Below are 15,308 nucleotides of genomic sequence, written 5' to 3' on the forward strand. Positions count from 1 at the left end.
CGTCCTGCAGGCCACAGACCCACGCACCTCAACCACCCGATGGTCCGTCCCCCGCGCAACGGCGCCGGGCCAAGCGCCGTAGATCAAGAACGAAGACGCCACGCTACGGCTGCCACCTTGGAGAAGGGCCAGCGCGGCCGTCCTCGCGCCGCGAACACAGAACGTGAACTACTAGATCGACCCATTTCCAGACATGATCGACTTCATCTAATCCTGGCATCCTTTACCCGATGTGATACGCTCAAGAATGACCAGGGAAAACACGCCTTGAGCACAGCGCTTGCGAAGGTGATACTGGGGGTCAAGGGGTCGCAGGTTCAAATCCTGTCAGCCCGACGGTCGGGACACTGTTTACGCAGGTAGAGAGCGTCCCAAGTGGAGAAAGCGGCGAGACGCCTGATGTTGCATACAACATATGTGCAATATCGTATCGGGCGTCTCGCCGCTTTTTTCATGCGGCTGCGGTCATAGCCACCTCGTCCAAACTGTCCGGCCAGAGGAATCCGGTCAGGCCCGATGACGAACAGACCATGATCGCAAAGACCGACCAGCCGATGCTGCCCCGTGAGGGGCCTCGCGGCTTCACGCGGCCCCTCAACAGCAATCAGCCCGGCTTAAGCGGGTTGTGCCGGTACCGAACGTGCTCCCCTGGGCACGTCCAGTAACCAGCCTCGACCACCTCCCGTGGATAGAAGAAGTCAGGGCACATTGGGCAATAGGGCCACCTGGTCGAGTCAACCTCCGGTTCCGTCGTCCCGGGCGTCGGCGTCCTCTACACCATCGAGCGCCTGGCCTCGGCAGCCGCGCACGCGGCGGGGCTCGGGTGGCCCTGGCGCGGTGAAGTGAGCGCGGTCATCGTCATCGTCTCGATCACCCTGCTCATGGCCGGGGTCCTGGTTCCTCCCATCGGCACCCGCTGGGACGCCTATCGGGCTCGCCGCGACCTGCTGCCCCTCTGGACGCTGATGACCGACCTCGCGCCCGAGCTGGTCTTCGGCCACCGAGACCTGCGAGCGCTCGTCACCGAGATCCGCGACATCTCCATCGGCCCCCTACGCCCCTACCTCGACCCCCGGGTTGATCACCACGCCCGCACGATGGCCGGAGCCGAGCACGCCTCGGCAGAGGCCCGCGCCATCGGTCAGGCCGCCGCCATCATCGTGGCCATCCGCGCCTTCCGCGACGGACGACCACCGCTTGTCGCCCGCCCCCCGCTCATCATCGGCATCCCCGACCAGAGCGAACACCCGGCCAGCGAAGCCGACGAGGTCGACGCCTTGGTCCGCATCGCCAAGGCCCTGCCCAACCCGATCGTTACCCACGTCGTGAAGGAACTCGGCCATGTCCACGACCACGCCTGACGCCACCCCCCGCACCCCACGGCGACGCCTCGCGCGATGGACCACCGAGCTCCTCGCCCCCTGGGTGTGGGTTCTGGGGCTCCCCTTGGCGGTCGCATGGAGCGTGACCCATCAACCAGGCCCGACCCTCCTCTGGGGTCTGATCGTCGGCATCACGGGCTCGGTCATCCCGATGGTCGTCATCGTGCGCGGTGCCCGACGCGGAGCCTGGGACAGCCACCACGTGAACAACCGAGAGGGGCGCGTCGTCCCGTTCGCCGCCTGTGTCAGCTCGCTCGCCCTCGGCTGGGTCGCGTTGGCCTTGGGCGACGCCCCAGACCAGATGATCGCTCTGACCGCGGCCATGTTCGCCACCCTCGTCGTCGCCGTGGTGGTCACCTTCACCGCTCACTGGAAGGTGTCGATGCACGCGGCCGTCGCCGCCGGGGCGACGATCATCCTGATGGTCACCTACCACCCGCTGATCGCCCTTGCCCTCGGCCCTGCCGTGCTCCTGGTCTGCTGGTCCCGCGTCGAGCTCCGCGACCACACCACCGCCCAAGTCCTCATCGGCGCCGCTCTCGGCGTCCTCGTCGGCGGTGGTCTCTACTGGCTTCTCGCGTGACTCCCGTCGAGCTACAGCCTCGCCCGGAAGGTTGCCCACTCGCGGGCATCGACAAGGAGGGCTCCGCCCCCGGGGTTCTTCGAGTCGCGAACGGCAATGGCCTCGGGCTGAGCAGGGTCGAACCCGACTTCGACACACTGCCCTTGGTTGCCGCTGTAGCTGCTCTTGTGCCAGCGGTACTGGCCCATCTCCCTGGTAGCCATCGCTGGCTCCTTCCTTCTCGGCTGTCTACAGAGGATGTCTACACGTACTGCCGCGCAACCCTAGCGATCAGGTCGCGGGACGCTTTGAGGTCCGCCGACGCGGCGCGAAGCCGCTGGAAGGCGGCGGCATAGCTCTGGATCAGGGCGACATCCTCGGGGTAGTTCGCGCCCGCGAAGTCCTCCAGGTAGAGGACCGTCCCGCGCTCCGGAAGCCTGAGCAAGGTGAACCGCTGCGGCGAGGTGAACGCCTCGTCATAGTTGCGGGTGGGGATAGGCCGAAACGGCAGGATGCGCAGCTCGATCTCCGGGTACTCGCTGAGCTCCAAGAGACGCTGAAGCTGGGCGTGCATGACCGAGTCGTCGCCGATCACCCTGTGCAAGCACAACTCGTTCAGAACCACGTCGAGCCGTGGAGGCGGCGGGTCGGTCCGCGTGAGGATCTCTTGACGACCGGTCCGCATGGCGACCTGACGATCCAGCTCAGCCGTACCCGCAAGGGGTGCGCCTGCCCTGAGGAGGACTCTCGCGTAGTCCTTCGTTTGGCAGAGACCAGTGACGGTCTCATGCTCGTAGATCGACATGTCGCTCGCTTCGCCTTCCAGCACCAGGAACCTGCGAAACCAGTTCGGTACCTCATCCCGGTACGACGCGCTTCGACGTCGGCGTCCGGACGGCCGAGGAACCGCAGCGAGACGCAGCGCTTCGGCCGCATCCCTGTCGCTCGCGCCGTAGAGGTCGAGCAGCACGGCCACGTCCTCGGACTTGATGGCCTGCTTGCCGTTCTCGTACCGGCTTATGCTCGCTGTGGATGTGCGCAGGTGTTCTGCGGCCTCGGCTCCCGTCAGACCCGCGGTCTCCCGTAGCTCACGCAGCAAGATCCCGAGCTGGATCTGGGCGACTACAGGGTCCCCTGGCGTCATGTGGCCTCTCCTCAGTCACAGATTGCGGCGGCGAGCGCCCTAATCGTAACGAACTGTCACCAGGCGATTCACCCGTTTGATGGAACATTGCGGCGTAAGTTACGTGTAACTTTCCATGTACCAGCCGATGCAAGTACGTTGACCTTAGACAGTGAGACCAGCAAGCCGAGTGCGGGGGGCGAGATGCACGACGAAGGCGGCGCCACCCAAGGCGCACCAACTCGAACGCGGTGGTCATCCATGCCCCCTGCGGGCAGGGCCGTTCTTGACACGCTCCTGCTCGCGGGGTTTCAAGCTCGACAGTCAAATGAGTGACCGCAAGCAACAACGCGGCGCAGTGGAGGCGGGCGGAGCACGGCCCGCCACAGAGGTGCTCCTGACCACTGCGTGTCCCTGCAAGGCGTGACGAGCACGCGACGAAACCCCTACGTCGCTTCGCGCCTTGCCCGGACCCGCGCGGCTATCCCCCAGAAACCGCGCGGGTCCGGCCTCGATCCAACCGCTCAATCCCGGAGGTAGACCGTGACCACAACTGCCGAACAGGTGGCAAGGCTTCGTGAGCACGGCTTCGGGATGCTCCCTCTTCTGAGCAGCCCCTCATACATGATCACCGGGTTGCACTTCTACCGCTTTACGAGAGATCGCCGGTTCCTCGACACTGTTGTGATTCGCGCTGACGACTTCACCATTGCTTCGCGACTACCGAACTCCTTCAATCCGGTTTTCCCGATGGGAGAGTCGCGGGCAGTGTGGTCGCGACAGGGAGAATTGATTGTCGTCATTAACGACTTCTTGGAGAGGTACTACCGGGGCGAAACGGAGAGGACTCAGTCCCGTTTTCAGGGGGAGCTAGAACTGCTGCGCCAGCTAACACAGCAGTCGAAGGTGGGTGCAACAAATGGCTGAACCGCAAGCCGCATGGCGTCCCGGCTTCTTTACCACCGACCGGTTCCATCGAGCACTGGAGAGCGCGAGAGCACCGCTAGTTTTTCGTGGAACACCGATCGAATGGTCGGTTTGCGGCGCTCCTACCGTCCTGCTCGACGGACCAGGTTCAGGTAAAAGATGTAAGACCTGCGAGCAACAGTCATCTTAACGAACCCATGCGGTTATCACCATACCCACTCGGTCGCCCTTCTTATCGCGACCGTGGTGTAACGAAAAATAACAATGGAGAGGAAAGTAATGGCGACAAACTCCAGCACTGCGATCACGACCTCGGCCGGTTTCAGCGACGAGGCCGAGACGACTCGGCGAAGCGAGGGCATCGCGCCAGCGGGCCTGGTCAGCGTCGGTAGCGTGACCGAAATGACGCAGGGCGGCGACGGCGACGGCTCGGAGGACAAGCGCAGGGAATACGCCTAGTCGTTCTTTTCTCTGCCGGGGTGCCTGGTTCTGCGGAGTCAGGCACCCCGGCGGGGTGAATAGAGGAGAAAGGTCATCGCTGATGTTGTGGTTCGGAGGGTTCAGCGGGACGACGGAGCCACCACGTATTCCGCATGGTTCTGAACAAACTTGGCCCACTGTACGTTGCGGCTGGCTGGTTGGGCCGTGGCCGAAATATGAGATCAGAACCTCTCGAACGGCATGTCGGGCTGTCGCGGTCATCGGACCATGCAGCTTGGAACGCAGCGAACTGGCGCGACTTGCCGTCCACGGCGTGCCCGATGACGCGGGACTGCTGTGGTCGGGTAGCTACACCATCATCCAGACCGACGATGATGGGACAGTAGTTTGGACTGACGTCGGTGGAGCATGGCCGATCTACACGTCAGTGGCTGACGGCGGGGTGTACTGGGCATCGAGTGCACGTGCCTTGGCAGCGCTAGATCGTCAGGGCGTCGATAGAGATCGGTTGGCCGCGGGACTACTCGCCCCGGCCGTCCCCGTGTTGTCTACAGGTCGATCAGCGTTCGAGAGAGTGTCCCTGGTCCCGGCCGGGCATAAACTATTCTTGCCTAAAGCTAAACCGCCATTCGCTCAGCGCGTATGGCGCCCTCGTGCGCTACCCGGCGATCATAGCTCCCGTCTTCGTACTGAACTCGCTGCTGCCGTCGCCACCCGGGTAGACCCGGTGTCCTCGCCGACCGTGGATCTATCCGGGGGATACGATTCGTCGGCTCTGACGTTGTTGGCGGCTGAGCGGTTGAGTCCAGATAGAACGATCACAGCGGTGACTGTCCACGCGAATGGCACCACCGAGGAAGGTGATCTGAAGTATTCGCGTGCGGTCGCGAAATATCCGGGTATCGCGCACCGACTCATGGCAATCGGTGAGACCCATTTGCCGTACAGCAGCCTTGGTAGAGTTTCGGTGACGGACGAACCGGCACCTTCCACCATCGCGCACGCACGGTTCTCGGCGCAACTTCTTTGGATGCGTGAAATGTGCCGCTCGGACAGTCACATGACTGGCGACGGGGGAGACAGCCTGTTGTGTTCCCCGCCAACGATGCTCGCAGACCTGCTGAACGCGGGTTCCTATCGTCGCATGGTTGCTGAGGCACTGGCGTGGGCACGGCTACGCCGCGTCTCAGCACTACCGTTGCTGGCATCAGCACGCCGCACCGCCCGCACGGGCCGACCTGCCGCCCTACGCGCATGGGCAAACAACCTGTTGACAGATCGCCGGAGTTCAGTGGCCGATGTTGGATGGCTCCCGTCAACCCGACACCCGAGGTGGGCTACGTCCGAGGCTCGGGAGCGGGCCGCGAATGTGGCGGCAGCCGTCGCCGACCAGGCGGACCAGGTCCCAGCGCGCGGCTTCACCTCGTATCTCATCGCTGAGGCCATGACGGAGGTGGGCCGCACAGCGCGCGCCGACGCGCAACTAGCCGAGGCAAGCGGGATTGCACTGCACAACCCGTTCACTGACTCCCGCGTTATCGACGCCTGTCTGTCTGTGCCGCTGCACGCCCGCCCCGGCCCTGCCGTCTACAAGCCGATCCTGCGCCAGGCGATGGCTGACCTGTTCCCCGCCGAGCTGGCGACGCGAACCACCAAGGGCAGCTACACCAGCGACTACTACCAGGGGATACGCGCAAATCTCACCAACCTGAGCGCCTTGATGGACGGACACCTGGCCGCGCTCGGATTGATCGACCCCGCCGAGTTCCGGCATACGCTCAGGCTGGCCGCGGCAGGCATCCCTACCGCGTTCGTCACCGTGGAACCCGCTGTCCGGACCGAAGTGTGGCTGCGGGCAGTCCATGCGGCCCCGGAGGTGCAATGGACCTCTCCGCAGAGAACGCAGGCAGCAGCGTGACCTACCTATACGTCACAGCGCCCAGCGACATCGCAGCGTGCGATCTCGGCGCCGACACAGCAACCGTACTGGTGAACTACCGCACCGGAGACGTGCATACGCTGACCGACGAGTCCGCGCGATGGTGGGCCGAGCTGTCCACGACCGGCAACCCGGCCAGTACCAGCGTGCTCGACTCCCAGTCAGCCAGCCGCCTTGTCAACCAGCTCCGCGCGGCAGGACTGCTCACCGGGACCACGCAGCCGTGCCCGTGGCCCGCGCCGATTCCAGGCAAGCCCTGGCGACTCAGCTTCGGCACGCAAGAATCGCAGGCCGGACGCGCTCCTCTGCCGCACGTCCGGGTTCGCGCCCTTGCTGGGGGCGCGCTGGCGGTCGCCGTTGTACTGCTCACTCGGCACATCGGCCGCAGAAGCACAAGCATGGCCCGTCTTCTGCGGCTACTCACGTGGGCACACCACCTCGGCAACCACCCAGCCACTCCCGTTCAAGCCGAGCAAGCCGTCAACGCTGTGCGCCGCGTCTGCCTGCTCGTTCCTGGCCGCGCGGCCTGCCTGGAAGAATCAACCGCTGCCGTCTTGCTGCTCGCCGCATACCGCCTTCAGGTGACATGGTGTCACGGAGTCGCGGCAGACCCCATCAGACTGCACGCATGGGTGGAGACTGACCACGGGCCGGTGTCCGAACCGGCATCGACAACGCGCTACACACCGTTGCGCACGATCCCGAACCGAACCAAGGGAGACCATGACCACCAACCAGAGCGGTGACCCGATCCTCTACCTCCGCGGAGAAACGGCCGCACTAGGCCCGCTGGAAAGCCGACTGGCCGAATCATACTGGCGTTGGGAAAACAACCCGCGCGTTCGAGTCGGCTACGGCCAGCAAACACCAGAATCATTGGAGGCGCGCACCGAAGGACTGACTCACCAACTCAAGAGGTCCGCTAACCAGGCCAGGTTCACAGTCTACGACCTTACCGGCGACCAGCCAGTACCGGTCGGAATATCGTCACTGACGATCGACCACCCACGCCGAAACGCAGAGTTCTTCATCCTGATCGGCGAGGACGCGAGCACCGGCAGGGGAATCGGCACAGAGGCCACGCGGCTCACGCTGGACTACGCCTTCCATGTCACGAACTTGCGGTGCGTCTACCTGTCCGTTCTCGCACCGAACACGGCAGCCATCCACGCCTACGAGAAGGCGGGATTCCGTCGTATCGGAGAGCGCCGCTTGTCCGGCTACTGGCTCGGGGAACCGGCCAACGAACTATTCATGGACGCCATCGCATCAGACTTCCCAGGCCCGTCCGTTGTCAAATCCATGATCAGCTAAACAACTCACTGAACACGTATTTTTGTGGCGACGCATCGCGACCCGCATACGGAACCACGACCTTCACACCGACCAGCCGCACCGACTGAATCTCCTCAACCCCCACGGAAAGGGCCAGCCATGAGCGGACATCTCGAAGAAGCCGTCGCCACGCTCAGCGCCGCCGCAGACCAAGTCCGCAGCCAAGCCGCCGCCGCCGTCGACCACCACCTCAACGCAGTCAAACAACAGATCAGCCAAGTTGGAAGCACCCTCCGCGAGCGCCTCGTCCAAGAAACCAGCGCCGCCCAGTCTCAAGTCCTTCAGATACTCGAAAGGCTAGGACAGAGCATCGAGGAAAACGCCCAGCAACTACGCCGAGTCGGTGCTTGAAGAGACGGCGCTGACGCCAGCACGACTACTGCGTCAGCGCCGACTGCTTCCGCGGCCTCCGCCAGTCCACCGCGCACATCACCGCCGGTCGACCCGGCACTGGTCGCCGAGGTGCAGCGAACCGGGGCGAAGATCAGCCCGGGAGAAGTCGTGCGAATCGGGCGAGACAAGGACGGGCGCGTGGTGTGGCTGGAGACAGGGAACGACGCATCCGGCCTCGGCCACATCACCAAACCCGACCGTGTCAACGACTTCGCTGGCCACGGCATTGATGAGGCTGACATCGCCCAGGTCGTCTTCACTGCGGCGACCGAAGGCCGACCAGTCGGGATCTCGGGGCGAGACCGGATCGTCTATTCCACAGAACACAAGGGCCGCAGCGTCCTGATCGCGGTGACAGTCGCCTCAAACGGCTATATAGTCGGCGCATATCCCTACAGTCATAAAGGAAAGTTGAAACCGCTGCCATGACCACACCACTCCCCCGCCCCGACCACATGGTTGTCAAACTACGGGCCGACTGGGACGCGGGCCCGCTGTGGGTGTCGACTGGCGACGACGTCCCCGAACCTTTCACCGCCGAGGACATCACCGAAATCGCGCCGCTCAGTCATGACTTGCAAACAGCAATCACGGCATGGGACACGCGGTTCCAAGGCACCTACGACGAGGACACGCCCCAGAACTCCGGCTTCCAAAACGACGCCGAGCGCACGGCCTTCATCCAAGATGGCCGCGCGCTGGCGCGGCGTCTAGCGGCCGAATTGCCGACCGGCACCAAGGTGGGGTACGTGCCCTTGGACACGGGAACATGGGAACCCGTCGAGGACTAAACCACCTTTCACGCACCTCCCGAAATTGCCGATCCCTGAGCAACCGGACGGCTTGAGGATGGACTGCGATGGCCCCGTGCGAGACTCTGCTCCGTACGGGGCCATCGCTCACTCATTGCATTCTCGGCGTTGGTGGGCTGCACTGGCGCCGGGTGCCCGCGGACCTCGGGCGGTTAGCAACGCGGGAGGCGACCACGCGATGCTGTCTGTGTGACAAACGAGGAGACGCCCTCTACCGCGCGAGCGCGGACGAGATGGCTGGGTCGGTCTAGGGCTGCGGTGACCGGTCAGCGGGGTCTGACGGCCTCGGCTTGGGGGTTCGGTGTAGCTAGTGCGATGACCGCTGGGTGGGCGGCCCGGTCTTGGTGGTTGCCGGTATGGGGTTGGCTTGGCCGATGGTGGCCGATTCCAGTGGCCGCAGGTTTGGCTGCCGTAGCAGTCGCAGCGGGAACAGCGCGCTCACGCCGCACCCCCGCAGAGGCACCGCCCGACGAACCTCCGGTGATGCGGGCACTCACGCCGCGAGAGATCACTCTCGGCGCGCTGGTCCTATTCGGCATCGGGATCACTGCGGCGGTGGCCCTGTTGACAAACTTCTCCGGAACGACCCCGGCCGAGCGTTTGGATGCGATTCGGACCTCGGCGACGTTGGTGGTGGGCACTGGCGGGGCTGCGGCGTTGTGGTTGGCCGCGCGTAGGCAGCGTTCAGCCGAGTTGACTCTGGCTCACCAGCAGAAGGTGGCGGCCGACGACCTTCTTGACGCGAAGGAGCGCCGATTGACGGAGCTCTACGTCAAGGCAGTCGAACAACTGGGCTCGGACAAGGCCGCGGTACGCTGCGGCGGGCTGTACGCCCTGGAGCGGGTGGCGCAGATGAACCCGGACCAGCGACAGACGGTGGTGGACGTGATCTGCGCCTATCTTCGAGGCCCCTACGCCCTGCCCCCGGACAAGCCGGGAACCCGCCGATTGGGCGTGCCACGCCCGCTGGTCAACTCACCCACCCGCATCATCGCGCCCGAGGCTGCCCGCCGGTCGGCCAACACCTCCCCCGCACAACGTGACCAAGAGCGGCGGCAAGAACGCGAGGTCAGGCTCACCGCTCAACGCATCCTTGCTTGCCACCTGCGCCCCGGCACTGACCCGAAACACCCTGTCGGCACTTTCTGGAACGATATCGACATCGATCTCACCGAAGCCACCCTGATCAACGCTGACTTCACAAACTGCCACATCCGCACGGCCACCTTCACCAGGGCCGACTTCGCAGGGGAAGCCTCGTTCAGACAGGCGACCTTCACCGGGAAATCCTGGTTCGACGAGGCCAGCCTAGCCGCTAATGGCAACTTCGAAAAAGCGACTTTCACCGAGAACGTCTCGTTCGCAGGAACGAGCTTCTTCGGAACCGCCTCGTTTAGGGGGGCGAGCTTCGCACAAGACGCCTTGTTTTACGAGACAAGCTTTACCGGACTCGTCGCGTTCGATGGTGCGAGTTTCACCAGGGTCACCTCATTCGCCGACGCCCGATTCGGCGGACCAACCACTTTCCTGGGTGCAACCTGGACTGCATCGTCCGAAGAGATGAATTACGGTGCGATAGTCACGTTCCAGGGAGCGAGTTTCGCAGGGATCGCCGTATTCCATGCAACCCGCTTCGGCGACTTCACTTCGTTCCAAAGCGTGAGTTTTGCGAGAGAAGCCCTGTTCGAGAGGGCACATTTTGCCGGGGAGGCCATATTCGATGAATCGAGTTTCGGCGCCACTCCACGCTTGGCCGACACTCATTTCACCCGCGATGTACCGCCCGAACTACGGCTCGCACATGCCGACCAGAACGAGGCCAAGCCAGGCTCGCCAGAGCTTGGCCAATGACCGCCGAGACCACATGCAGCACGTGCTGACCTCCAGGTTCCTGACCACGAGCCTGGTTGCACAACAGGTGAAGTTTCACCTAGGACGAAGTGTCCTTTCAGGATGATCGCGTGCAACATCCATGCAACATGACCTCCACAGACGACCACAACCATTGACAACCAGAAACAGTAACCTTGCAGGTCAGAAGCTGTTTTAGGACGTAAGCCGCAGGTCGCATAGACGGCGAATTAGGTCAAGGGGTCGCAGGTTCAAATCCTGTCAGCCCGACGGTCGAAAGTCTGATGAAAGCCCAGGTCAGGGCCTTGTTTCACTGCGGTGAGACGGGGCCCTGACTTGCGTCTGAACCCGCCACATCTCACATCTTCTCACGAACGCTTGTACTGCTTGATTCAGCCCAGCAAGAGATCGAGTTGGTCGGCCGCCGCGCGCAGGTGCTCCGCGTCGGGGTGGACGTAGACCCGCTTGGTGAAGCTGAGGTCCGCGTGCCCCGCCCAGGCACTCACGATCACGTCCGCGACGCCTGAGGTGGCCAGGTAGGTCAGGCAGGCGTGCCTGGCGTCGTAGGGGCGCACCTTCCGAACCTCCGCCAGCGCCATCAGCTTGTAGATGGCGCGCCGAAGTTGGTCGGTCTTCCACGGCCTGCCCAGCTCATCGACCAGGACGTAGCCGGACCTGATGTATGCCTCCCCTGCTGCTCGTCTCTCTTCTCCTTGGCGCTCCTTGAATGTCGTGAGCGCCGCGTGAACCGGCTTCGGCAGCGGCAGCTTCCGCTTGCTCTTCTCCGACTTCGGCCCCTTTTCCTCGACCTCGCCGTCCACCAGGGTCCTGGTCAACGCCACGGTGAGCGTCTTGGCCTCCAGATCGATGTCCGACCAGCGCAGCCCGCAAACCTCGGCCGGTCGCATCCCGATCAGCGACAGCAACACCGGCGCGAACAGCCGGTGCTCCCTGACCGCACCGACAAACGACTTCACCTCCTCCGTGGTCCAGGGCGTCCGCTCCGCTGCCGCGGCGACCGCCTTCTTCCGAGCCTCGCGCGGGATCTGCGTGTACTGGGCGACATTGCGCACCACGAGCTTGCGCCGCACCGCCACGTTCAACGCCGTCCGCAACCGGCCCAAGGTGAGCTGCACCGAGCGGACGCTCAACCCGGACCCCGGCTTGCCGCCACGGCGCCGACCGGACGTGAGCATCCATTGCACGAGGTCGTCAACGTCCTCCTCGGACACGTCCTGCAGCTTCCACGTGCCCAGCCGCTCGCGCACCGGGCGGAGCGCGTCGGCGTAGTTGCTCGCTGTCGCCTTCTCTACGTCGATCGTCGCGGACTTGAGCCAGGTATCCAGCCAGCCCGAAACAGTCACCTTGGCCGGAGCGACGAAGGTTCCCTCGGCGAACTGGTGCCTGATCCGCGCCAGCTCGTTCCGCGCTTCCTTCTTCGTGTCGTAGGTCTTGGTCAACTGCCGCCGCTTCCCTGTCTTGGGGTCCCGGCCCACGTCGACCACAAACCGGTAGCGGACCTTGCCACCGGCTAACTCGATCTTCTTGATCGGGTCGCTCACCCGTCCTCCTTCTCCTCCTCTGCCTGTGACGGGCCAGAAACCGACAACTCGTCTTCGACCTGCTGCGACAGCTCCCGCGTGATGTGCCCGCGGTGCGCCTGCCGCTCACCGGTCTCCAAGTCATCCCCCAAGCCGACGACACGGGCGTTCCGCTCGTCGGTCAGCGTCCGCCCCCACAGACGCAGCGAGGCCGCGAGGACCTCATCGACACTCACGCCCAGCCGCCGAGCCAACAGTTGGTCGGCCTCCGTCGCCTGGGCGAGCTTGTTTCTGGCGTCGATGATCTCGAACAACCGCTCCACGTCCTGGTGCTCCCTCTCCTCGGCCTCCTGTTGGGAGACCTGCGGACGTGGGAACTCCGGATAGTGGCCCTGGATGATCGCGATCACCGAACCCCTGGGGACAGGGGACAACTGGTCGGCCAGGATGACGTCGCCGTCACCCGCGAAGAACTCGTCGATCGACACCTTGAAGACGAAGGCCAGCAGCAGGACATCCGCCAGGCTGACGGTCTCCCTGTCGCCCGCCTCGATGGCCGCGACCTTGCTGCGGCTCCATCGCAGGCCGTACTGCTTGAACAGCCTGGCGGCTTCGTGCTGTGTCATCCGGCTCTGCTCGCGCAGTCGCCGCAAGTTCTCCCCGACCACCGAGCCCACGGTCCGTGGCCCTGTCACGACCCCAGCGTGTCACATCACGTGCGCGGTTGACAAGGACTCGACGGTCATGGAATCTCGATATGGAGTGCTCGGAATACGGGCAGTCCATTCGGGGGGAAACGATGAAACCGACCTTGTCAGACATCCAGCGATGGCCCGCCACCGTCGACGTCCCGACCGCCGCCACGGCGTTCGGCATCTCGACCAGCCACGCCTACGAGCTGATCAACCGCCACCAGTTCCCGGCCAGGACGATCCAGCTCGGCGCTCGCCGGGTGGTGATCACAGCGTCCATCATCGAAGTCCTGTCCGGCCAAGCGTAGGCCGCGATGAGCTCGGACAAACCAAGTCGGCAGCGACGGGTCCAAGGTGGATCGAAGTCGAGGATCAACGTCCGCGTCACGCCCTCGGTGTACGACGAACTCAAGTGGAGAGCCAAGCTCGCGGGCCTGTCGCTGCCGCGCTACCTGGTCGAGTGCGGCCTGCGCAGACACGGCGGCTGGTCCCTGCTGGAACAGCGGTTCTGGACGGCCGAATGGGAAGCCGTCCGCACCAAGCTCGGCCGCTCGGGCGGCGCGCTCAACCAGTTGGCGGCGCGCGTTAACAGCGGCCAGCCGGTCACCGACCAGCAACTGACAGCCGCCCTCGACTACCACACTGCGGCCGTGAACGAGCTGCGCGACATCCTCGAAACCGTTGCCCCACGCCGCTCCCCACAGTGATCGCCAAGGTAGCCAACAAAGGCCGTCGCGGCCGCGACACCGCCGGACTCCTGCGCTATCTGTTCGGCCGCGGCCGCCACAACGAGCACATCGACCCGCACGTCGTCGCCGCCTGGGACAGCGACTGGGTGCGCGGCGAGGCATGGGGTGCCGAGGCCGAGCACTCTGCGGGCCGCTCCCGTTTGGCCGCCGAACTTGACGCCCTCATGAACGGCCACCAGGTCATCCCCCCGGAGGGCCACGTCTACCACGTGGTCCTCTCAATCCCACCGGCTGACCTAAGCGAGGGAGAACAACGCCTCCCCGACGCCCAGTGGCGCGCACTGGTCGAATCAGCGGTAACCCACATGGGCCTCAACCGGGACGGCTGCCGCTGGGTCGCCATCCACCACGGCCCCTCCATCGAGGGCAACGACCACATCCACCTGGTCGTCAACACCGTGACCGCGGACGGCCGCATCACCAACCTCTACCGAGACTGGACCCGCTGGCGCCGGTGGTGCCGTCAAGTCGAAGACCTGCACTCCTGGACCGCCACGGCGCCCGCAGGCGAAGGCCAGTCACAGGCCACGTCCTACCCCGAACTCGTCCGGGCGAGCAAGGCGAACCAACCCAGCGAACGCGACAGGCTGCGAGACCTGGTCAGCCGGGCAGCCGCCGGGACGGACTCCGAGATCGCCTTCGTCAGCCAGCTCCGCAACCAGGGAGTCTTGGTCACCGGATGCCGGTCGAAGGCCCCGTCACCGGCTACAAAGTCGCCTTGCCCGCCGCCGAACCTCTCTGGTTCGCAGGCAGCACCCTCCGCCGCGACCTGTCACTCCCCCGCCTTCGAGCCCGATGGCCTGACGCCCGCATCTCAGAACACCTCCAAGCCCGACTCTGGCGAACCGACACAGCACTACCGATCGCGGACACATCCACCAGCCCATCCGAGCGAACCCTGCTTCGCCAGCTCAGAGCAGCCCCACCCGCAGTCGCCAACGATCTCGCCGACAATCCGGACGCCGCACTGTGGCACCTGATCGGCGAACGAACCGCCGACGCCGTCAGCGCGCTCGCCAACCAAAACCCCCACCGCCCCGAACTCACCCTGGCGCACAACCAACTGACTCGCGCCGCTCAACTGCCCGCCACCACATCCAGGCGAGCAACATCGCGGCCGCCAAGCAAAGCCCTCCGCCTCATCAGCGACCTCGCCTACCTCGTCTCCGCGACTCGAACACTCACGCCCGCCGCCCTCGTCCTCGCCGTCATCGCCGTAGCCGAAATCATCAAAACATTGAGAAAAACGGCTGAGCAGCGCGCGATCCGAGTCGCAGCCCGGAATCAGCTAGACACCGCCCTGAACCACCTGAATACCCACCCTGCCATGGCGCAAAAACCCCTTCCGCGACCAGACACTCCGAAACCAGTCCAAGCGTCACCACCCAAGTCTAGGAAATCCCTTTCACCCCGCCCGCCCTCTCGGGCGCCCCTGGCGAGTAATCAAACCTCGGACAGAGGTAGAGCCAGATAGGACATGGCCGCGTCGCAGCAGGCGACAGACCACCGTCGAACCACGCGCACCTCGTCCGGCCTCGCGGCCTGAGCGCTCCAGAGCGGC

Annotated in this window: 18 protein-coding genes; 14 read left to right on the plus strand and 4 right to left on the minus strand. The window is 64.5% G+C overall.

Features of this window, described 5'->3' with window-relative positions; translation table 11 throughout:
• The first annotated feature begins 842 nt into the window (after positions 1-842).
• Together BLS56_RS23700 and BLS56_RS23705 are read left to right on the plus strand one after the other, a co-directional pair.
• Complete coding sequence (locus BLS56_RS23700; protein WP_091454997.1) at positions 843-1,361, plus strand: DUF6545 domain-containing protein; 519 nt, start codon at positions 843-845, stop codon at positions 1,359-1,361.
• 103 nt (positions 1,362-1,464) lie between these two features.
• Positions 1,465-1,965 carry a phosphatase PAP2 family protein gene (locus tag BLS56_RS23705; protein ID WP_324187535.1) on the plus strand — a complete coding sequence of 167 codons (501 nt, stop codon included), beginning with the start codon at positions 1,465-1,467 and terminating at the stop codon, positions 1,963-1,965.
• An 11-nt stretch (positions 1,966-1,976) separates the two neighbouring features.
• Here the strand turns inward: BLS56_RS23705 and BLS56_RS23710 are convergent, their stop codons facing one another.
• Together BLS56_RS23710 and BLS56_RS23715 are read right to left on the minus strand one after the other, a co-directional pair.
• Positions 1,977-2,168: a DUF397 domain-containing protein gene (locus BLS56_RS23710; RefSeq protein WP_091455002.1), complete on the minus strand. Its 192-nt coding sequence runs from the start codon at positions 2,166-2,168 to the stop codon at positions 1,977-1,979.
• Positions 2,169-2,206: 38 nt separating this feature from the next.
• The gene (locus BLS56_RS23715) at positions 2,207-3,088 is read right to left on the minus strand and encodes a helix-turn-helix domain-containing protein (protein WP_091455005.1); all 882 of its coding nucleotides are present in this window, start codon (positions 3,086-3,088) and stop codon (positions 2,207-2,209) included.
• Between the two features lie 522 nt (positions 3,089-3,610).
• On the opposite strand from BLS56_RS23715, the gene BLS56_RS23720 reads away from it, so the two are divergent.
• The 9 genes from BLS56_RS23720 to BLS56_RS23760 all read left to right on the plus strand — a co-directional run bounded on the left by BLS56_RS23720 (position 3,611) and on the right by BLS56_RS23760 (position 10,765).
• Positions 3,611-3,994 carry a hypothetical protein gene (locus tag BLS56_RS23720; RefSeq protein WP_139190944.1) on the plus strand — a complete coding sequence of 128 codons (384 nt, stop codon included), beginning with the start codon at positions 3,611-3,613 and terminating at the stop codon, positions 3,992-3,994.
• Positions 3,995-4,273: 279 nt separating this feature from the next.
• On the plus strand, positions 4,274-4,453 hold the full coding sequence (locus tag BLS56_RS23725; protein ID WP_091455010.1) for an albusnodin family lasso peptide: 180 nt from the start codon (positions 4,274-4,276) through the stop codon (positions 4,451-4,453).
• Between the two features lie 82 nt (positions 4,454-4,535).
• Positions 4,536-6,353, plus strand: coding sequence for an albusnodin/ikarugamycin family macrolactam cyclase (locus BLS56_RS23730; RefSeq protein WP_091455012.1), 1,818 nt, complete (start codon positions 4,536-4,538; stop codon positions 6,351-6,353).
• Positions 6,317-7,120, plus strand: a complete 804-nt coding sequence (locus tag BLS56_RS23735; protein WP_091455015.1) for a lasso peptide biosynthesis B2 protein — start codon at positions 6,317-6,319, stop codon at positions 7,118-7,120. Before BLS56_RS23730 ends, BLS56_RS23735 begins: the two co-directional genes overlap by 37 nt.
• Positions 7,098-7,688, plus strand: coding sequence for a GNAT family N-acetyltransferase (locus tag BLS56_RS23740; protein ID WP_091455017.1), 591 nt, complete (start codon positions 7,098-7,100; stop codon positions 7,686-7,688). The genes BLS56_RS23735 and BLS56_RS23740 overlap by 23 nt, the downstream gene beginning before the upstream one ends.
• Positions 7,689-7,808: 120 nt before the next feature.
• A complete protein-coding gene (locus BLS56_RS30895; RefSeq protein ID WP_139190945.1) occupies positions 7,809-8,060 on the plus strand; it encodes a hypothetical protein in 252 nt (83 codons plus the stop codon).
• 150 nt (positions 8,061-8,210) lie between these two features.
• The gene (locus BLS56_RS23750) at positions 8,211-8,531 is read left to right on the plus strand and encodes a hypothetical protein (protein ID WP_228771870.1); all 321 of its coding nucleotides are present in this window, start codon (positions 8,211-8,213) and stop codon (positions 8,529-8,531) included.
• A complete protein-coding gene (locus tag BLS56_RS23755) occupies positions 8,528-8,893 on the plus strand; it encodes a hypothetical protein (protein WP_175483005.1) in 366 nt (121 codons plus the stop codon). Before BLS56_RS23750 ends, BLS56_RS23755 begins: the two co-directional genes overlap by 4 nt.
• A gap of 504 nt (positions 8,894-9,397) precedes the next feature.
• Positions 9,398-10,765 carry a pentapeptide repeat-containing protein gene (locus BLS56_RS23760; RefSeq protein ID WP_139190946.1) on the plus strand — a complete coding sequence of 456 codons (1,368 nt, stop codon included), beginning with the start codon at positions 9,398-9,400 and terminating at the stop codon, positions 10,763-10,765.
• A 392-nt stretch (positions 10,766-11,157) separates the two neighbouring features.
• Here the strand turns inward: BLS56_RS23760 and BLS56_RS23765 are convergent, their stop codons facing one another.
• Both BLS56_RS23765 and BLS56_RS23770 read right to left on the minus strand, forming a co-directional pair.
• Positions 11,158-12,327 (minus strand): site-specific integrase, encoded by a 1,170-nt coding sequence (locus BLS56_RS23765; RefSeq protein WP_091455027.1) that lies wholly within the window; start codon positions 12,325-12,327, stop codon positions 11,158-11,160.
• Positions 12,324-13,001 (minus strand): helix-turn-helix transcriptional regulator, encoded by a 678-nt coding sequence (locus tag BLS56_RS23770; RefSeq protein WP_139190947.1) that lies wholly within the window; start codon positions 12,999-13,001, stop codon positions 12,324-12,326. The genes BLS56_RS23765 and BLS56_RS23770 overlap by 4 nt, the downstream gene beginning before the upstream one ends.
• Before the next feature lie 104 nt (positions 13,002-13,105).
• On the opposite strand from BLS56_RS23770, the gene BLS56_RS23775 reads away from it, so the two are divergent.
• Genes BLS56_RS23775 through BLS56_RS23785 form a run of 3 tightly spaced genes read left to right on the plus strand, consistent with a single transcriptional unit; the run spans position 13,106 to position 14,727 of the window.
• Positions 13,106-13,306 carry a helix-turn-helix transcriptional regulator gene (locus tag BLS56_RS23775; protein WP_228771871.1) on the plus strand — a complete coding sequence of 67 codons (201 nt, stop codon included), beginning with the start codon at positions 13,106-13,108 and terminating at the stop codon, positions 13,304-13,306.
• Between the two features lie 6 nt (positions 13,307-13,312).
• Entirely contained in the window at positions 13,313-13,705 is a 393-nt protein-coding gene (locus tag BLS56_RS23780) for a plasmid mobilization protein (protein WP_407640549.1), read from the plus strand.
• Positions 13,702-14,727 (plus strand): relaxase/mobilization nuclease domain-containing protein, encoded by a 1,026-nt coding sequence (locus BLS56_RS23785; protein ID WP_091455038.1) that lies wholly within the window; start codon positions 13,702-13,704, stop codon positions 14,725-14,727. The genes BLS56_RS23780 and BLS56_RS23785 overlap by 4 nt, the downstream gene beginning before the upstream one ends.
• The last annotated feature ends 581 nt before the right edge of the window (positions 14,728-15,308 follow it).

The sequence above is a fragment of the Actinokineospora iranica genome (assembly GCF_900101685.1).
Lineage (GTDB): Bacteria > Actinomycetota > Actinomycetes > Mycobacteriales > Pseudonocardiaceae > Actinokineospora > Actinokineospora iranica.